At 64.3% G+C, this 18,248-nt stretch carries 19 protein-coding genes and 1 pseudogene; 13 read left to right on the top strand and 7 right to left on the bottom strand.

The features are described 5' to 3' along the window. Nucleotides 1-246 (bottom strand): exodeoxyribonuclease VII small subunit, encoded by a 246-nt coding sequence (locus OKW87_RS07195; protein WP_265543458.1) that lies wholly within the window; start codon nucleotides 244-246, stop codon nucleotides 1-3. Nucleotides 247-330: 84 nt separating this feature from the next. Between OKW87_RS07195 and OKW87_RS07190 the strand changes: the two genes are divergently transcribed. Beyond that, entirely contained in the window at nucleotides 331-1,710 is a 1,380-nt protein-coding gene (locus OKW87_RS07190) for an NAD-dependent succinate-semialdehyde dehydrogenase (protein WP_265543456.1), read from the top strand. Between the two features lie 82 nt (nucleotides 1,711-1,792). Then, nucleotides 1,793-3,400 (top strand): carbon-nitrogen hydrolase family protein, encoded by a 1,608-nt coding sequence (locus tag OKW87_RS07185; RefSeq protein ID WP_265543454.1) that lies wholly within the window; start codon nucleotides 1,793-1,795, stop codon nucleotides 3,398-3,400. On the opposite strand, the gene OKW87_RS07180 is transcribed toward OKW87_RS07185, so the two are convergent. From OKW87_RS07180 to OKW87_RS07170, 3 genes are all read right to left on the bottom strand, one after another. Next, nucleotides 3,397-5,073: a long-chain-fatty-acid--CoA ligase gene (locus OKW87_RS07180; protein WP_265543452.1), complete on the bottom strand. Its 1,677-nt coding sequence runs from the start codon at nucleotides 5,071-5,073 to the stop codon at nucleotides 3,397-3,399. The two genes, OKW87_RS07185 and OKW87_RS07180, sit on opposite strands and share 4 nt — an antisense overlap. 31 nt (nucleotides 5,074-5,104) lie before the next feature. Continuing rightward, nucleotides 5,105-5,311, bottom strand: coding sequence for a hypothetical protein (locus tag OKW87_RS07175; RefSeq protein ID WP_265543450.1), 207 nt, complete (start codon nucleotides 5,309-5,311; stop codon nucleotides 5,105-5,107). 65 nt (nucleotides 5,312-5,376) lie between these two features. Next, nucleotides 5,377-6,999 carry a sensor domain-containing diguanylate cyclase gene (locus tag OKW87_RS07170; protein WP_265543448.1) on the bottom strand — a complete coding sequence of 541 codons (1,623 nt, stop codon included), beginning with the start codon at nucleotides 6,997-6,999 and terminating at the stop codon, nucleotides 5,377-5,379. A 201-nt stretch (nucleotides 7,000-7,200) separates the two neighbouring features. On the opposite strand from OKW87_RS07170, the gene OKW87_RS07165 reads away from it, so the two are divergent. Further along, nucleotides 7,201-7,659 carry a UrcA family protein gene (locus OKW87_RS07165; RefSeq protein ID WP_265543446.1) on the top strand — a complete coding sequence of 153 codons (459 nt, stop codon included), beginning with the start codon at nucleotides 7,201-7,203 and terminating at the stop codon, nucleotides 7,657-7,659. Nucleotides 7,660-7,754: 95 nt separating this feature from the next. Here OKW87_RS07165 and clpA read toward each other — a convergent pair whose 3' ends face one another. Together clpA and OKW87_RS07155 are read right to left on the bottom strand one after the other, a co-directional pair. Further along, entirely contained in the window at nucleotides 7,755-10,082 is a 2,328-nt protein-coding gene (gene clpA / locus OKW87_RS07160) for an ATP-dependent Clp protease ATP-binding subunit ClpA (RefSeq protein WP_265543444.1), read from the bottom strand. A gap of 138 nt (nucleotides 10,083-10,220) precedes the next feature. Then, the gene (locus tag OKW87_RS07155) at nucleotides 10,221-10,415 is read right to left on the bottom strand and encodes a DUF1192 domain-containing protein (RefSeq protein ID WP_265543441.1); all 195 of its coding nucleotides are present in this window, start codon (nucleotides 10,413-10,415) and stop codon (nucleotides 10,221-10,223) included. Between the two features lie 79 nt (nucleotides 10,416-10,494). On the opposite strand from OKW87_RS07155, the gene OKW87_RS07150 reads away from it, so the two are divergent. The 10 genes and pseudogenes from OKW87_RS07150 to OKW87_RS07105 all read left to right on the top strand — a co-directional run bounded on the left by OKW87_RS07150 (nucleotide 10,495) and on the right by OKW87_RS07105 (nucleotide 18,042). Beyond that, the gene (locus tag OKW87_RS07150; protein ID WP_265543440.1) at nucleotides 10,495-11,499 is read left to right on the top strand and encodes an NAD(P)H-quinone oxidoreductase; all 1,005 of its coding nucleotides are present in this window, start codon (nucleotides 10,495-10,497) and stop codon (nucleotides 11,497-11,499) included. Further along, nucleotides 11,499-11,807 (top strand): annotated as a pseudogene (locus tag OKW87_RS07145) (glutathione S-transferase family protein); the annotation flags it as partial. The gene OKW87_RS07150 and the pseudogene OKW87_RS07145, both read left to right, overlap by 1 nt. A gap of 218 nt (nucleotides 11,808-12,025) precedes the next feature. Beyond that, nucleotides 12,026-12,478, top strand: coding sequence for a hypothetical protein (locus tag OKW87_RS07140; RefSeq protein WP_265543438.1), 453 nt, complete (start codon nucleotides 12,026-12,028; stop codon nucleotides 12,476-12,478). A 140-nt stretch (nucleotides 12,479-12,618) separates the two neighbouring features. Continuing rightward, nucleotides 12,619-12,987, top strand: a complete 369-nt coding sequence (locus OKW87_RS07135) for a glutathione binding-like protein (protein WP_265543436.1) — start codon at nucleotides 12,619-12,621, stop codon at nucleotides 12,985-12,987. Nucleotides 12,988-13,058: 71 nt separating this feature from the next. Continuing rightward, nucleotides 13,059-13,934, top strand: a complete 876-nt coding sequence (locus OKW87_RS07130) for a UDP-2,3-diacylglucosamine diphosphatase (protein WP_265543434.1) — start codon at nucleotides 13,059-13,061, stop codon at nucleotides 13,932-13,934. 23 nt (nucleotides 13,935-13,957) lie between these two features. Then, complete coding sequence (locus tag OKW87_RS07125; protein WP_265544035.1) at nucleotides 13,958-14,980, top strand: glycosyltransferase family 4 protein; 1,023 nt, start codon at nucleotides 13,958-13,960, stop codon at nucleotides 14,978-14,980. A 50-nt stretch (nucleotides 14,981-15,030) separates the two neighbouring features. Next, nucleotides 15,031-15,576: a hypothetical protein gene (locus OKW87_RS07120; protein WP_265543432.1), complete on the top strand. Its 546-nt coding sequence runs from the start codon at nucleotides 15,031-15,033 to the stop codon at nucleotides 15,574-15,576. A gap of 118 nt (nucleotides 15,577-15,694) precedes the next feature. After that, nucleotides 15,695-16,372, top strand: a complete 678-nt coding sequence (locus OKW87_RS07115; RefSeq protein ID WP_265543430.1) for a DUF1013 domain-containing protein — start codon at nucleotides 15,695-15,697, stop codon at nucleotides 16,370-16,372. 129 nt (nucleotides 16,373-16,501) lie between these two features. Further along, nucleotides 16,502-17,356, top strand: coding sequence for a dienelactone hydrolase family protein (locus OKW87_RS07110; protein ID WP_265543429.1), 855 nt, complete (start codon nucleotides 16,502-16,504; stop codon nucleotides 17,354-17,356). A gap of 62 nt (nucleotides 17,357-17,418) precedes the next feature. Continuing rightward, nucleotides 17,419-18,042: a glutathione S-transferase family protein gene (locus OKW87_RS07105; RefSeq protein ID WP_265543428.1), complete on the top strand. Its 624-nt coding sequence runs from the start codon at nucleotides 17,419-17,421 to the stop codon at nucleotides 18,040-18,042. Here OKW87_RS07105 and OKW87_RS07100 read toward each other — a convergent pair. Next, the gene (locus tag OKW87_RS07100) at nucleotides 18,039-18,248 is read right to left on the bottom strand and encodes a DUF1289 domain-containing protein (protein WP_265543427.1); all 210 of its coding nucleotides are present in this window, start codon (nucleotides 18,246-18,248) and stop codon (nucleotides 18,039-18,041) included. The two genes, OKW87_RS07105 and OKW87_RS07100, sit on opposite strands and share 4 nt — an antisense overlap.

The following is an 18,248-nucleotide window of genomic DNA, read 5'->3' as shown; positions in this document are numbered from 1 at the left end:
CTAGCCGGCGTTGAACGGAGCGGTGCCGACCGGGCGACCCTCGGCGTCGGTCTTGATCGCCTCGATCCGCGCCTGCGCCGCGTCGAGCCGCGCCGCGCATTGCCGCCGCAGCTCGTCGCCGCGCGCATAGAGGTCGATCGCTTCCTGCAGCTTCGCTTCTCCGCTTTCGAGCCGACCCACGATCGTCTCGAGTTCCTTCAGCGCTTCCTCGAAGGAAAGCGCCGTGATGTCCGCTTCGTCTGCCATGGCAGCGCTATGCGGCACCAGAGGAGGGGATTGCAACCGCGGAACGCAGCCACATGTTGAGCAGGCGCGCTTAAGGAGTTTGCCATGTTCACGAGCATCAATCCCGCCACCGGCGAGGCCGGCGATCGTTTCGAAGAACTGGACGCCGACGGTATCGAACTCGCACTGAGCCGCGCGCAGGCATGCTACCAGGCGTGGCGCAACAGCAGCCTCGACCAGCGCACCCGGTTGCTGAACGCGATCGCCGACCAGTGGGAGGCCAACAAGCAGCACCTCGCCGAAACCGCGGTGCGCGAGATGGGCAAGCCGATCGGCGGCGCGCTTGCCGAAGTCGAGAAATGCATCGCCGGCTTCCGCCATTATGCCGAGCATGGCCCGCGCTATCTCGAGCCCACCGAGGTGAAGACCCCCAACGGCCATGCCGTCGCGCGCTGGCTGCCGATGGGCCCGGTGCTCGCGATCATGCCCTGGAATTTTCCTTACTGGCAGGTCGTGCGCTTCCTCGCGCCGACGATCATGGCGGGCAATGTCGCGCTGCTGAAGCATGCCTCCAGCGTCCAGGGCTGCGGGGCATTGATGCAGCAATTGGCGCAGGCGGCGGGGGCGACCGACGGGCTGTTCCAGAATCTGGCGATCAAGTCCGACAAGGTTTCCGATCTCATCGCCGACAAGCGAGTCGTGGCAGTCACGCTGACGGGGAGCGAAGGCGCGGGCGCCAAGGTCGCGGCGGCGGCGGGCAGGGCGCTCAAGAAGGTCGTCCTCGAGCTCGGCGGCTCGGACCCACTGATCGTCATGCCCTCGGCCGATCTCGACCTGGCGGCGAAGACTGCGGTCACCGCCCGCGTCCAGAATGCCGGCCAGTCGTGCATCTGCGCCAAGCGGATAATCGTCCATGCCGACATCTATGATGCCTTCCTGGCCCGGTTCGAGGCCGGCATGAAGGCGGTCAAGATCGGCGATCCGATGGCCGGGGATACGGTAATGGGCCCGCTCTCCAGCGAGCAGCAACGCGATACCGTCCTCGAGCAAGTCGAGCGCGCGCAGGCCGAGGGTGCGCGGCTCCTGTTCGGCGCGGAGAAGATCGACCGGCCCGGCGCGTGGATGACCCCCGGCATCCTCGTCGATCTCGACCCGGAGAGCGACGTCGCCAAGGAAGAGATTTTCGGCCCGGTAGCCGCGGTCTACAAGGTCGCCGACATCGACGAGGCGATCGCGCTTGCCAATGACGTGCCCTACGGCCTGGGCTCGGCGGTATGGACCAGGGACGACGCCGAGATCGAACGCTTCGCCCGCGACATCGAATCGGGGATGACCGCGGTCAATTCCTTGCTCGCCTCTACGCCCGAAGCGCCGTTCGGTGGGGTAAAGCTATCCGGCCACGGGCGCGAGCTCGGGCCTTGGGGGATGCACGAATTCATGAACCTGAAGGCGGTGATGTACGGCGGCGGCCAGCCGGGAGATTGACCCGCGGGGCGAAGGTTAAGCCGCGACAAGCGGCGCAAATAGGCTAGGAGCGCCCCAGCATCGATAAAGTAGGACCGCGTACATGCCCAGAAAGAGCCTCGCCAAGTTGGAGGTGCGGGTCGCCGTTCCCGCCGACGTCCCGGGAATCCTGGCACTGATCGGTCGCGCCTATCCGGGCATGGAAACCTATAGCGCCGGGCAGATCAGCGGCCAGATCAACAATTTCCCGGAAGGGCAGTTCGTCGCCGTGTTCGAAGGCGAAGTCGTCGGCTATTGCGCCTCGTCGCGGATCGACGAAGCGGTCGCGCTGGCGCCGCACGATTGGGCGACGATCACCGGCAACGGCTTCGGCAGCCGCCACGATGCCACCGGCGACTGGCTCTACGGCACCGAAATGGCGGTCGACCAGCGCCAGCGTGGCCTGCGCATCGGCAAGCGGCTATACGAGGCGCGCCGGGTCCTGGCCGAGCAACTCGAGTTGCGCGGGATCGTGTTCGGCGGGCGGATGCCCGGCTACGCGCGGGTGAAGTCGAAGGTCGAGGGACCCGACGACTATCTCGCCCGCGTCCGCGAAGGCGAATTTCGCGATCAGGTCATCGGCTTCCAGCTCGCCAACGGCTTCACCCCGATCGGGGTGCTTCCGAAATATCTGCCATCCGACAAGGCATCGGACGGCTTTGCCGCGCACATGGTCTGGCGCAATCCCTATGTCGATCCGAGCGAACCGCCGGCTTTCCGCGTGCCGCGCCATGTCGAGAGCGTCCGTCTCGCGACGGTCCAGCTCCAGGCGCGCGCGGTCAAGAATTTCGAGGAATTCGTCCACAATATCGAATATTTCGTCGATGTCGCCGCGGACTATCGCTCGGACTTCGTCGTCTTCCCCGAGCTTTTCACGATGTCGCTGCTCTCGTTCGAAAAAGGCGGCCTGAGCCCGATGGAAGCGATCGACCGGATGACCGAGCATCGCGCGCCGATCGTCGCCGAGCTTTCGCGGATGGCGCTGCGCTATAATATCAACATCGTCGGGGGATCGCACCCGACCCGCACCGAGGATGGCAGCATTCAGAATGTGGCCTATGTCTGCCTGCGCGACGGATCGGTCCATTCGCAGGAAAAGATCCACCCCACGCCGAACGAAGCCTATTGGTGGAAGATCAAGGGCGGAAGCTCGGTCGACGTGATCCAGACCGACATCGGACCCGTCGGCGTGCTGATCTGCTACGACAGCGAATTCCCCGAACTCGCCCGCCGGCTGGTGGACGAGGGCGCACGGATCATCTTCGTCCCCTTCTGCACCGACAATCGCCAGGGCTATATGCGGGTGCGCTACTGCGCCCAGGCGCGCGCGATCGAGAATCAATGCTTCGTCGTGCTCTCGGGCAATGTCGGCAACCTCCCCGGCGTCGATAATATGGACGTCCAATATGCCCAGTCTTGCATCCTCACGCCGTGCGATTTCCCCTTCGCGCGCGACGGCATCGCCGCCGAGGCCAGCGAGAATATCGAGACGCTGACGATCGCCGACGTGAACCTCGCGGACCTGACTTGGGCGCGGGCCGAGGGCACCGTGCGCAACCTCGCCGACCGACGCTTCGATCTCTACCGGATCGACTGGAAGAAGGGCAAACCCCGCGACGTCGCACCGCCCGAGGCTCGGCCACGGGGCACGAAGGCGCCGGGCGGCGGCTAGGCCGCCAGCACTTCGGCCAGCAAATCCTTGCGGCTGAGCTTGCCGATCATCGTCTTCGGCAGGCTCTGCCGCACCACCACGTCGCGGACGCGCTCATGCTTGCCGAGTTGCGGGTTGAGCCAGCGGGCCAGCTCTTCGCCGCCGATCTCGGCATCGTCGTTCAGCGTCACATAGGCGTGCGGCATTTCGCCATGATAGGAATCGGGCAGCCCCAGAACGAGCGCCTCCTTCACCGCCGGATGGCGATAAAGCACCGCCTCGATCTGACTCGGAAAGACCTTGAACCCGCCGACCGCGATCATGTCCTTCAGCCGGTCGACGATGCGGATATAGCCTTCCTCGTCGATCGTGCCGACGTCGCCGGTGCGCAGCCAATGATCGTCGACGAAGGTATAGGCATCGGCGTCGGGCCGGTTCCAATAGCCCTTCATGATCTGGGGGCCGGATACGACGATCTCGCCGGGCTCGCCCGAGGGCGGAGGACGGGTCGGGTCCTCCTTGTCGACCAGCCGTACGCGGGTACGGGCCAGCGGCTGGCCGATCGTGCCGATCTTGCTGAGCCCGACATAGGGATTGCACGAGACCACGCCCGAACTTTCGGACAAGCCATAGCCTTCGATCAACCGAGCGCCGGTCAGGTCCTGAAAGGTGGTGCGCAGCTGCTCGGACAAGGGTGCGCCGCCGCAGATGCAGAATTTGAGCGAGCTGAAATCGTCGGGCTTCATTCCCGGCGCATCGAGCAGCGCCTGGTACATCGTCGGGACTCCGGGCAGCGCGCTTGGGCGAGTGCGGCGCAGTGCCGCGAGCACCTGCTCGGCGTTGAAGCGCGGCAGCATCACGATCTCGCCACCGGTCAGCACGGTGCGGTTGAGCACGCAGGTATTGGCGAAGACGTGGAAGAAGGGGAGGGCGCCCATGATCCGATCGCCGGCCTGGCCCATGTCGGGATCGAGCTTCGCCACCTGCCGCGCATTCGCCGACAAATTCTGGTGGGTGAGCATCGCACCCTTGGGAACGCCGGTGGTGCCGCCGGTATATTGGATCAGCGCCAGTTCCTGCTCGGGGTCGATCGGCACGGTCTCGCAGGCCCCGTCATTGGCGATCAGTTTCGAAAAGGAGAGAATGCGGGGATCGACGGGCCGCTTGGCGATCTCGCTCCGCTTGAACAATCGGTAGAGCAGTGACTTGGGTCCCGGCAGCCCGCCCGCCACCGATCCCACCACCAGCCGCTCGAGCCCGCTCTGGTCGAGCACCTTGAGCGCGGTCGGCAGCAGGGCGCTGGCCGAAATCGTGAAGAGCAGCCGAACCCCCGAATCCTCGACCTGCGCGGCAAGCTCCTCGACCGAATACAGAGGCGAGAAATTGACGACGATCGCGCCGAGCTTGAGGATGCCGTAATAGGCTGCGACATAATGCGGCACGTTAGGCAAAAAGAGCCCGATCCGGTCGCCGCGGCCATAGCCCAGCGCCTTCAGCCCGCAGGCAACCCGGTTGGCGCCGGCCAGGGTTTCCCCATAGCTATATTTGCGGCCCAGGAAATCGAGCAGCGGCGCCTGCGGATGCGCGCGGGCGCTCGCCTCGAACAATTCGACCATCGATAGCGGAGGCAGCGGGTCGTCCCAGGCGCCGGGATGATGGTATGCGGTACGCCAGACAGTCTCGGAATCGGTCATTTACATCAGTGTAAGCAAGCCGCCGTTCCGGTCAATGATTCAGGCGCTTGCTCCAGGTGACCAGCACCGAAACGGCGACCAGGCCGAGATCGACAGCTGCCTGCATCCGCTGCGGCGAAGCGTCGCTCTGTTCATGGGTCAGGATGCGAATATCGGCACGATGGTCCGGCGAGGCGAGTGCAACCAGCGCCAGCAACGATAACGCTCCGATCACGATCCTGCCTGTACGCGATTGCATGGCTTAACTCCCCGGTCGTTTGCATACGCCCGCAGCGCATTTCGCGCAACGGCCAAGGTGACCGTTCAGGCTGCCTGCCGGGCGGAGTTGCGGGCACGATCGCGCCCCGCTGCCTTGGCGTCGAACAGCGCGGCGTCGGCGCCGCGGTACAGCGTCTTCCACTCGACTTCGCTGGTTAGCGGGCCGCGGCACGCGCCGATGCTGGCGGTCACCTTGACGTCGAACGGCATTCGCAACGCGCGCAATCGGGCCAGCAATGCCTCCGGCTCGACGGGCTCCGCGCCGTGCGCCAGGATCGCGAACTCCTCGCCGCCGATCCGCGCAATGAGAGCGCTCGCCGGAGCATTTGTGCGCAGCAGCCGCGCGAACAGCCGCAGCACTTCGTCGCCACCGTCATGCCCCAGCGTATCGTTGACGCCCTTGAAATGGTCGAGGTCGGCGATCAAAAGGATTTGCTCGCCGGGACGGCCGATCGCCTGGTTCAGGAAGGCGCGGCGGTTGAGCAGGCCGGTGAGCGGGTCGGTATCGGCGAGTCGCCGTGCCATCACTTCGTTTGCGATTGCCTCATCTCGCTCTTCGCGCAGCAGCTTGATCCGATAGGCGATTGCCAGGCCAGACATCAGCGCTTCGGCCACCATCGCGAATATGGTCGAGTTATCGAGCCAGAAATTCCACGGGATCAGGTGAAGATTGGCCATCGTGCGCAGGATCGCGGTCAGGATCGGCGCGCCCCAGCCGATCGCATAAAGCCACAGATAGTTGCTCCGCAGCCGCCATGCGCGCCACAGCGTCGGCCCCACCACGGTCGCCAGCCCGACGAAAACCAGCGTGAAGGCCGTATCGGCGACGCGCACGCTGAACGGAGCCGTCACCACGAACATCACGCCCATCGCCACCATCAGCGCCGCGACCACATCGGTATAGCGCCCCAGCCAGCCCGCGAAGACGCGTTCCTCGAAAAAGCTTTTCGCAAAGAACAAGGCGGTGCCGCCCGTGGCCGCAAGCAGCAGATAATTGACCCGCAATCGATCGTTGTTGGCGATATCCGGAAACGTCCAGGCCAGTGCGCCGGACGACGAGAAGGCATAGCCGAGCAGGCAGGCGACCATCAGGCAATATTTGAGCTGGAACGGATATCGCAGCGATCGCCACAGCGCGAGATTGTACATGATGAGGGCCACACAGAGCCCCGCGAAGCCCGAATATAGCGCCGCCATCTTCAGGTTGGCGCGCTGGCTCTGCTCGGCGGCCGAAAGCCGTGCGCCGATCAGCACGCCCCGGACATTGGCGGCGCCGCGCACCTTCCACAGGATCCGCACGACCGGCGCCTCGGCCAGCGGGAGCCTCTGCTCGACCACCGCGCCGAGCTGGAGGAACGGAGCCACTCCGCGCCCATCGGTGGAGATGGCGCGGATCCCGCCGTCGCCATAGAGGATGTGCGTCGTCAGCCCCTCTTGCCACAGGCTCGCGAAGCGGATGTTGAGCGGCGCCTCCTCGCTCGACCGTTCGCCGATGTTCTCGGAGATCGCCCAGAAATCGCCCGAGCCGAGCTTATGTTGGGGGGTGCTGCAATCGAACCGCTCTGGATGGGCGATCAGATCGACGGCGCGCATCGTGCCGGTGTCGCGCAACACGCAGATATCGAGCGGAGCGCCGGCCACTCCGGTCTGCGCCGCGGCGGGGGCCACGGCGCAAGAAAGCGCTGCCCCCAAGCCCAACGAAACAAAAAGACGGGATAGCCACCGCGAAAGCATCGCTCCTGCTAGTCCGCACCAAGCGAATATCTGGTAAACGCGGCCCGAAACGGGACGATGGCATGCAAAGAGCGAAGGAATCTACGTCCGGCGAAGCGTTATGAGCGATATGGTTACGCTGAGGGGAAACAGATCATGTTGAGGGCATTGCTACCTGCCGCGGCCTGTGCCGCGGCGACACTGGCACCGGCGACGGCACAGGCGCAGGACTGGCGCGACGGTGAATTTCGCTCGATCCGCGTCGACGCCTCAGCGCTCGATCTGTCGACCGACGCAGGAGTGGACGAGCTCGAACGCCGCGTGGGTCGGGCGGTGAGCCGGATCTGCGGCAACGATCGCTATTGCCGGGAAGATGCCTGGGCCAGCACCGACGAACAGGTCGCCTGGGCGATCCGCCGCGACGAGCAGATGCGCCGGTTTGCCGAGGAGCGTCTGGCCCAGCTTCGCGCCTGCGGACATCATGGCTGTGCTCCGCAGCCCCAACCCGCTAATTATGCGCCGCCGCCGCCACCGCCGTCGCACGGCGGCGTGACCGTCACGATCATCCACACCTATGCGCCACCGGTCCACTACCAGACTTGGGCCTATCGATAGGGGTTCCTTGACCGGTCATGGATCCGGCCAGCCCTTCAAAAAAAAGCGGGTCGGAACTCGCGTTCCGACCCGCCGATCACGTCAAGAGAAACAGCCTATTTCGCGTCGACCTTCGCCACCCGCTTGCCGCCGCCCTTCTTGGGCTTCTTTGGCGCAGCGGGGACGATCTCGAACGCCAGGGCGTTGTCCTTCAGCTTCACATTGACTTCGCCGCCATGGATCAGCTTGCCGAACAGCAGTTCCTCCGCGAGCGGCTGCTTGACCTTCTCCTGCATGAGGCGGCCCATCGGGCGCGCGCCATAGAGCTTGTCGTAGCCGCGCTCGGTAAGCCAGGCCTTCGCCTCGTCGTCGAGCTGGATGTGCACGCCGCGGTCGGCCAGCTGCAATTCGAGCTGCAGGACGAACTTGTCGACAACCCGCGCGACCACTTCCGGCGGCAGATAGTCGAACGGCACGATCGCATCGAGGCGGTTGCGGAATTCGGGGGTGAAGAGGTTCTTCACCGCTTCCTCCTGCACGTCCTCGCGGCCGCCCAGATCGCCGAAACCGACCGATTCCTTGGCCATGTCCGACGCGCCGGCATTGGTCGTCATGATCAGGATCGTGTTCCTGAAATCGACGGTCTTGCCGTGGTGGTCGGTGAGCTTGCCGTTGTCCATCACCTGCAACAGGATGTTGAACAGGTCCGGATGCGCCTTCTCGATCTCGTCGAGCAGCAGCACCGAATGCGGCTGCTGGTCGACCGCATCGGTCAGCAGGCCGCCCTGATCATAGCCGACATAGCCCGGAGGCGCGCCGATCAGGCGGCTCACCGAATGCCGCTCCATATATTCCGACATGTCGAAACGCTGGAGCGGAATGCCGAGAATCTCCGCCAGCTGCCGTGCGACTTCGGTCTTGCCGACGCCGGTGGGGCCGCTGAACAGATAATTGCCGATCGGCTTGTCCGGATCGCGCAGGCCCGCCCGGCTCAGCTTGATCGCTGATGACAGGACTTCGATCGCCCGATCCTGGCCGAACACGACGCGCTTGAGGTCGGTGGTCAGATTGGCCAGCGCCTTGGTGTCGTCGGTCGAGACCGATTTCGGCGGGATGCGCGCCATCGTCGCGATGACCTGTTCGATCTCCTTGGTGGTGATCACCTTCTTGCGCTTATTGACCGGCACCAGCATCTGCATCGCGCCGACTTCGTCGATCACGTCGATCGCCTTGTCGGGCAGCTTGCGGTCGTTGATGTAACGCGCGCTGAGCTCCACCGCCGACTTGATGGCGTCGGGCGTGTATTTCACATGGTGATGGTTCTCGAACGCCGAGCGCAGCCCGGTGATGATCTTGATCGTGTCCTCGACCGTCGGCTCGTTCACGTCGATCTTCTGGAAGCGCCGGAGCAGGGCCCGGTCCTTCTCGAAATGATTGCGGAACTCCTTGTAGGTGGTCGATCCGATGCAGCGGATCGTGCCGCCCGACAGCGCCGGCTTGAGCAGGTTCGACGCATCCATCGCGCCGCCGCTGGTCGCACCCGCTCCGATCACGGTGTGGATTTCGTCGATGAACAGCACCGCGTGCGGCAGCTTCTCGAGCTCGTTGACGACCTGCTTGAGCCGCTCCTCGAAATCACCGCGATAGCGCGTGCCCGCCAACAGTGCGCCCATGTCGAGCGAATAGATCACCGCTTCCTTGAGCACCTCGGGCACCTGGCCCTCGACGATCTTCCGCGCCAGGCCCTCGGCGATCGCGGTCTTGCCGACGCCCGGATCGCCCACATAGAGCGGGTTGTTCTTGCTGCGGCGGCAGAGGATCTGGACGGTTCGGTCGACTTCAGGGCCGCGGCCGATCAACGGATCGACCTTGCCGGCCTTGGCCTTCTCGTTGAGATCCACGGTGAACTGCTTGAGCGCGGATTCGCCCTTGCCGCCTTTGGCTTCGGCCTTGGACGACTTGTCCTCGTCGGCCCCCTTCGGCGTGCTGGTTTCGGTGGGGGTCGATCCCTTGCCGACGCCGTGGCTGATGAAGCTAACGGCATCCAGCCGGCTCATATCCTGCTGCTGCAGGAAATAGACCGCATAGCTTTCGCGCTCGCTGAACAAGGCGACCAGCACGTTCGCACCGGTCACTTCGTCGCGGCCCGAGGACTGGACGTGGAGGATCGCCCGCTGGACGACGCGCTGGAAGCCACTGGTGGGGGAGGGGTCGGTGACCGCCTCGACCTTCAGCGCCTCGAGCTCGGTGTCGAGATAGTGGGCGACGATATTCTTGATTTCTCCGAGATCGACGCCGCAGGCGCTCATCACCTTGGAGGCATGCTCGTCGTCGACGAGCGCCAGCAACAGATGTTCGAGCGTCGCATATTCATGGCGGCGGGAGGATGCTGCCTCCAGCGCCTTGTGCAGGGTCGATTCCAGAGCAGATGCGAAACTAGGCATTAGATTACTCCAGTCGGGCCAGAGGGATACGCAGCCCGATTTCCCTGTATGTCGGGAGGGGGGAGCCCCGCATCAAGCACCGTTGCCCAACACCTGGATTTCGTGGCGTGTCGCCGCTGGTCCGGTGTCGTGCGCTCGTCACTTGAATAGAGCGTCGGCGCTTGCGCGATGGTTAACGGCGCGTTGCATCTTGATGCGGCTCCGTTCGATTTCCGCCTCGAGTAGCTGAATCCGCTCTTCGAGCTCCTCGACCGAATAGGGGTCGAGGTCCTGCCGGCCCAGCTGAGCTACCAGATCGTCCTTGCGGCGCGGAAGATTTTCGTCTGCGTCCATCGCCCGATCAACGTTGACCCGGGCAGAGGCGATGTCAATAAGGCGCCCGTTGAGACCTCAGGGTGAAAGCGAAGAGCCGATGATCGTGCCTGAAACGATGCGCGCGATGGACCCCGAGGCTCCTGGCGGTCCCGAGGTACTGGTCGCCGTGGAGCGGCCGGTGCCGGCGCCGGGGCCGGACGAGGTGCTGATCCAGGTCGCCGCGGCGGGAGTCAATCGGCCCGAGGTGATGCAGCGGACCGGCATGTATCCGCCGCCGCCGGGCGCGTCCTCGATCCTCGGCATGGAATTGTCCGGCACGATCGTCGCAGTGGGCGAAGATGTCCCGCGCGAAATGATCGGCCAACCCGTGTGCGCGCTGGTCGCGGGCGGCGCCTATGCCGAATATGCCGTCGCGCCCTCTGGCCAGTGCCTGCCCGTCCCGCCCGCACTGACGATGATCGAGGCTGCGGCGATGCCAGAGACGCTGTTCACCGTCTGGACCAACCTGTTCGAGCGGGCATATGCCGGCGAGGGCGAATCGGTGCTGGTTCATGGCGGCACCAGCGGCATCGGCACGATGGCGATCGCGCTGGGCAAACTGTTCGGGCTGAGGGTGTTCGTCACCTGCGGAAGCGACGCGAAATGCGATGCTGCGCGCGCGATCGGCGCGGATCATGCGATCAATTACAAGTCCGAGGATTTCGTCGAGCGGGTGAAGGCAATCACCGGCGGCAAGGGCGTCAACATCGTCCTCGACATGGTCGGCGGCGACTATGTCCCCCGCAACCTCAAATGCCTGGCCGAGGACGGCCGCCACGTCTCGATCGCGGTCCAGGGCGGTGCGCAGGCGACCATCCCCCTGTTCGACATCATGCGCCGCCGCCTGACACTCACGGGATCGACCCTTCGGCCGCGCAACAACGAATTCAAGGCGCTGGTTGCGGACGAGCTCCATCGCACCGTCTGGCCCCATGTCGTTGAGGGCAGGCTGAAGCCGGTGATTGATTCCACCTTCCCCTTCGCCGACGCCGCGGGCGCGCACCGGCGAATGGAATCGGGCGATCATGTCGGGAAGATCGTGCTGGTCACGGGCGAGCTTTGATGGGCCCCTTCGTCCTCCACGAATATGCCCCGTCCGGGAACTGCTACAAGATTCGCCTCGCCGCCGCGCATGTCGGATCGGCGCTGGAACGGCGTCAATATGATATCCTCGCCGGCGAGACGCGTACCGGGCATTTTCTTTCTAACGTGAATGCCAACGGGCGCATTCCCGTGCTCCAGATCGGCGATGCTTTCCTGCCCGAGAGCAATGCCGCCGCATTCTTCATCGCCGATGGCAGCGATCTGATCCCGCACGATCGGTTCGAGCGGGCGGATATGCTTCGCTGGATGTTCTGGGAGCAACAGAACCCCTGATTATCGTTCATAAATAACCAGTTAGTTCAACATGATAGCGATCCGGGTCAGAACAGGTCATAAAACCAAGCGCTAGCAAGGGCGGGAATGCGAAAAGTTCGCCTGAGAGCGGACGGTCGGCAAACGACCCAACGTCGGCCCTTCCACGCACATCAACGGAGGCTTGAAAGCGGCCATTAATCTATTGGATGTAAATGGACAGCGGAGGTCGAATGAGCACGCTGACGATCAGTAAATTCGCTGGCTTAGCGCTGGGCGCAGCCGTGGTGGGCAGCACCGTTGGGACGGTGCTCTTAGTGGCCGATTATTTCCTTGGTCATCCCAATAGATCGCCGCACCATAGCCTTTGGGAGATTTTTGTTTCTCCGGCTGTCTGGTTGATGAGCCTGTGCGGAACTATCCCCGGCGCTTTGATTATTGGACTGCCGGTTGTTTATCCTTTCCGGCATTTCATTGGGCGCCATCCCTATCTGAGTTTTATCCCAACCGTTGTGCTGGCCATGGCGATTTCTTTCGCATTATTGGGATGGGCGTTCAAACAGCAGATCGGAGACAAATACTCCGACTTAGAAGTCCTTTGGTGCTATTCCGGCAGCGTCGCATTCGGCTTTGTTTTCATGTTGGCTTGGTGGTATTCGCGTCAATCAAAGAAGCAGGCCGAATAGAACGATTTTCATCCGCAAGCTGCCCGTCTGCAAACCACCCAATATCGGCCATTCCGGCGCTGATCGACACGCACCAAAAGCCGCCTGACCGCTTCCGAGTGTCGGTTGCTCAATCTACTAGCGGCATGCAAGGTTGCGGAATGTCAGGGCCATCACTGAAACGCTGCCGGTTATATGACCTTTACAGGGAGCAATATAATCACGAGCCCAACATCGCGACGGTGCGCTTCTGGCGGACGATGGTGGGGGAGGACAATCTCACCGACCTCCAGCGCGCGATGCTGCCCGGCAAGATCGCCGGGGGTGATGCCGCGCTAGCCCTGATTGACGAGCATCTCGAGCATCGCGACTTTCTGGTGCAGGATCGGCTAACCCTGGCAGACATCATCCTCTACGCCTACACCCATGTCGCGGAAGAGGGCGGGTTCGACCTCCAGCCCTTCCCAAAGGTTCGTGCCTGGCTGGGGCGTGTGGCGGCCCGGCCCGAACATATTCCCATCACTGCCTGATCGCACGATTCAGCTTGTAACAATCCCCCGCCATAGGCGGCGACGGAACAGGTTCATTCGGGGGAACGAGCATGGCGACGATCACCAGACTTCCGTTCGACGCAGCGCATCTTTCCGACTTTCAGGCGCGCACCCCGGTCATTCCGGAGCGGATCATCGGCGGGCGGCGTCAGTATCGCACAGTCTGGATTTCCGACGTCCATCTCGGCACGCGCGGCTGCAACGCGGCGATGCTCATCGACTTTCTCGACCATGTCGATAGCGAGACGATGTATCTCGTCGGCGACATGATCGACGGCTGGGCGATGAAGAAGCGGCTTTACTGGCCCGCGTCGCACAACGACATCGTCTGGCGCATCCTCAAGCGCGCGGGGCGCGGCACCCGGATCGTCTATATTCCGGGCAATCATGACGAGATGTTCCGGCAATTCTCGGGGCTCGATTTCGGCGGCGTGGAAATTCGTCGCCAGGCGATCCACGAGACCGCCGACGGGCGCCGCCTGCTCGTGCTCCACGGCGACGAGTTCGACGCGATCACGATGTCGCACCGCTGGCTCGCCCATCTGGGAGACGCCGCCTATGAGATGATGATGGGGCTCAACCGCTGGCTCAACACCGCGCGCCGCGCGCTGGGCATGCCCTATTGGTCGCTGAGCAAATATGCGAAGCAGAAAGTGAAAAACGCAGTCTCGTTCATTTCGAAGTTCGAGGAGGTCGTGGCCGACGAGGCGGCGCATCGCGGGATCGACGGCGTAATCGCCGGGCATATCCACAAGGCCGAGATGCGCACGATCGCGGGGGTGGACTATTATAATGACGGCGATTGGGTGGAGGGTTGCACCGCGCTCGTCGAGCATTACGACGGCCGGATGGAAATTCTCCATTGGGCCGATGAGATGGCGGCGCGCGATGCGCCCATGTCCGAGGCCAGACTAGAGGCGGCGTGACGGCGGCGGCGGAGGCTGACGCAGTGCGCATCGCGATCGTAACCGACGCCTGGGAGCCCCAGGTGAACGGAGTCGTCCGCACGCTCCAGTCGGTTCGCCGGGTGTTGGAGGGGCAGGGGCATCAGGTCTGCGTGATCTCGCCCGATCTATTCTATTCGCTTCCATGCCCGACCTATCCCGAAATCCGGCTCGCGATTACTCGCACCAGCAGCGTCGGCGCGATGCTCGCGGCATTCGGGCCAAACGCGATCCATCTGGCGACCGAGGGCCCGCTCTGCGTGGCCGCGCGACGCTGGTGCCTGCGCCACGGCATGCCCTTCACCACGGCCTATCACACCCAGTTTCCCGACTATGTCTCGGCGCGATCGGGGGTGCCCGCGGAGTGGATCTGGCGCTACATCCGCTGGTTCCATGCCCCCAGCCAGGCGATCCTCGCCTCGACGCCGTCGATCCGCCAGTCGCTCGTCGCGCACGGCCTGGACAAGGTCCGCCATTGGGGGAGGGGAGTCGATCTGGCGCATTTCCATGCCGGATTGGCCCCGCATCCGGCAATGGAGCGCCTCGCAGGCCCGGTGCAGCTCTATGTCGGCCGCGTGGCGGTCGAGAAGAATATCGAGGCGTTCCTGAAGAGCGGTCACCCGGGCACCAAGGTGGTGGTCGGCGACGGCCCGGCCCGCGCCGCGCTACAGGCGCGCTTTCCGGACGCGCTCTTCCTGGGGCCGCTTTTCGGTGCGGAACTTGCCTCGGCCTATGCCGCCGCCGACGTTTTCGTGTTTCCCAGCCGGACCGATACGTTCGGCCTCGTGATGATCGAGGCGCTCGCCTGCGGTACGCCGGTCGCCGCCTATCCGGTCAGCGGGCCGATCGACGTATTGACGCCCGAAGTAGGTGCAATGGGCGAAGACCTGACAGCCGCGATCGCCGAAGCGCTCAGCCGCGATCGTGCTGCCTGCGCCGCTTATGGCCGCACCTTCACCTGGGAGGCGAGCGCCCGCCAGTTCCTGCATGCGCTGTACCCGATGGACGGCCATCAACTGGCGGCTTGATTTCGGATCGCATCGCGGTAGTCTCGGTGGCTGACGTCAGGAGCCGTTCGATGGCACGCTTGGGCAATGCGCTGGTCCTGCTAACCGTCCTGCTGGCCGCGCCGTGGGCGGCCGCCGCCCAGACGCCCGGCGACGCGATGGGTTCGGAATCGCAGGACAGCGTCGGCATGAAGCCACGAATCTCGCCCGAAATGATCGCCTTCAATTCGATGCTCAATTTTCGCTATCAGAAAAATCAGGCGAAGACCTGTTACGACACGGGCTGCTTCTTCGTGATCAACGAAACTGCGGACTATGACGCGATCGGCCTGTATCTGGACAAGGGCAGCCCCGATCCCGGCGATGCGCCGGTGTGGACCGCAAATCTGCTCCGCGGCGCGCTGGGCCCGCGCCTGGCCCGCTGGACCTACAAAGCGGGCGACCAGACGATGTGCGCGCTGGGCACCAAGGTGGTCCTTCGGCATCGCCGGACCAGGCAAGAAATCACGACGCTGGGTGAAGTGAGCCTGTGCAAGAGCCCGCGCCGCGATACGGCACTGCGCATCAATGTCGTGTTTCCGAAGGTGACGGTAGAGGAGAATGGCAAGGGCGCCTGAGACCCGCTGGGAGGAGATAGGCCGATTGAGGTTGCTCTGCGTCCTCAGCCGCATTAAGTCAGTCCGGTGACCGGCCGCCCGTGAAGGGCGGCCCTTATTGTTTCTGGAGACTAAGATCGTGGCCCAGCCGCTGATGCCGCATGCGACCGCTTCCTGGCTGGTCGACAATACCGCGCTCTCTTTCGAACAGATCGCGGAATTCTGCGGCCTGCATATTCTCGAGGTCCAGGCGATCGCCGACGATACCGCGACCGCGAAGCTTACCGGTCGCGATCCGGTTCGGGCGCATGAGCTGACGATGGAGGAGATCGAGAAGGGCCAGGCCGATCCCGACTATCGCCTCAAGATGCTCAAGGGCCCCGAGCAGGTCCGCCGCACCAAGGGGCCGCGCTATACGCCGGTCTCCAAGCGCCAGGACAAGCCGGACGGCATCGCCTGGATCCTGCGCCATCATCCGGAAATTTCGGACGGCGCGATCGGCAAGCTGATCGGCACCACGCGCACGACGATCTCGGCGATCCGCGACCGCAGCCATTGGAACATCGCCAACATCACCCCGAAGGATCCGGTGACGCTGGGCCTGACCACCCAGCGCGAACTCGACGCTTTGGTCGCGAAGGCCGCCAAGGCCGCCGGCATCGAAGCACCGACCGACACTCGGCTCGAAGGCGACCGCGAAGCGCTGATCGAGCAGCTTCGCGCCGAACGTACCCAGCTTGCCCGCGACGCCGAGGCGGGCGAAGAGGGTGCCGATGTGCCGGTCGAGCGCACGGCGGAGAATCTGTTCCGCAGCTGATCGCTATTCCGGCCTTTTCGACAGGCGATCTGGCAGGCTTGCGAACGGTGGGCGCGCGCATGGCTTGCGTGTAGCCTTCGCCTCGACGACTCGGGCTCGTGCCCGGACTGCGCGCCCAAGGAGAGAGCCATGTGTGACGACCTGACCGAAGCCGACAATGCGCGTTTTGCGGCCGATGGCCTGTCGCGTCGCGCTTTCGGCACCGCTGCCGCGGCCGTCGGGATCAGCGTCTTGCTGCCCAGCCCGGCCAATGCGCTGGCGGTCAAGGGTCGCGATGTCACGATCAAGACCCCCGACGGCACCGTCGACGCCTATTTCGTGGCGCCCGCCAGTGGCAGGCATCCGGCGGTGCTCGTCTGGCCCGACATCTATGGTCTGCGCCCCGCCTTCCGCCAGATGGCCGATCGGCTTGCCGCATCGGGCTATACAGTTCTGACGGTGAATCCTTTTTATCGCTCGACGACAGCCGCCGCGCTCGCCGCCAGCGGAGATCGCACTGCGGTCCGCACCAAGGCCGGCGAAGCGCGCAAGCTGCTTACCCCGCAGGCGGCGGTCACCGACGCCACCGCGTTCGTCGCCTTCCTCGACAAGCAGGCACAGGTTGATACCAAGCGCGGCGTAGGTACCACCGGCTATTGCATGGGTGGCCCGCTGGTCATGCAGACCGCTGCCGCGGTCCCCGGCCGCATTCGCGCCGGCGGCACGTTTCATGGCGGGGGGATGGCATCGGAACCGATGCTCGCGCTGATCCCCCAGATGAAGGCCGGCTTCCTTGTCGCCATCGCCGAGAATGACGATGCCAGGGCGCCGGGCGACAAGGACAAGCTGCGCGTGGCGTTCGATGCCGCCAAGCGCCCCGCCGAGATCGAGGTCTACAAGGGTACGATGCACGGCTGGTGCCCGCCGGACAGCGAAGTCTATAACCAGGTCCAGGCGGAACGCGCCTGGGCGCGGCTGCTCCATCTGTTCGAAACGACCTTGTAACGGCTTGACTTGTCGGCCGTCTTGCGTTCACTTTCTGTTCTATCGAACGAGGAGTCGCTGCGATGGCTGACGATCTGATATTCTACACCAACCCCCAGTCGCGCGGGCGGATCGCCCGCTGGATGCTCGAAGAGACGGGCGCCGATTATCGCACCGAGCTCGTCGACTATTCGGCGATGAAGGATGCCGACTATCTTGCGGTGAATCCGATGGGGAAGGTCCCGGCGATCGTCCATCGCGGCAAGGTAGTGACCGAAGGGGCGGCGATCTGCGCCTATCTGGCCGATGCATTTCCGGAGGCCGGGCTGGCTCCCTTGCCCGAGGAGCGCGCGGATTATTATCGCTGGCTGTTCTTCGCCGCGGGCCCGGTGGAACAGGCCGTGACCAATCATGTCGCCAAGTTCGAGCCTTCGCCTGAACAGTCGCGGATGTTCGGCTATGGCAGTTATACGGCGGCGGTGGACGTCCTCGAGGCGGCGGTAGCCGCGCACCGCTTCATCGCCGGCGATCGCTTCACAGCGGCCGATGTCTATGTCGGCTCGGCAGTGGGGTGGGGCACCATGTTCGGTACCTTGCCCAAGCGGGAGGCTTTCTCGGCTTATTTCGAGCGCCTGAGCGGGCGCGAGGCCTATCAGCGTGCGGCAGCGAAGGACGATGCGCTGATGGCGCAGACGGCAGCGGATTAAGGCCCAGGACTGCGCGAGCGGTTGGCCCGGGCGAGTTGGTCCATCCGTTCGGGCAACGCATCCATCACCACGGCGCGATCCTCGTCCGCGGTAGCGCCCCAGCGCACGATCTCGTCGATGGTCCGGCCGCAGCCGATGCACCAGCCGGTGGGCTCGTCCATCTGGCAGAGCGCGATGCACGGCGACACGATCGGTGCGGCGTGCAT

It is taken from the genome of Sphingomonas sp. M1-B02 (assembly GCF_026167525.1).
In the GTDB taxonomy this organism is placed as follows: Bacteria; Pseudomonadota; Alphaproteobacteria; order Sphingomonadales; family Sphingomonadaceae; genus Sphingomonas.
Note: the sequence above shows the minus strand (reverse complement) of the source record. Positions and strands in the feature narration are given on the sequence as shown.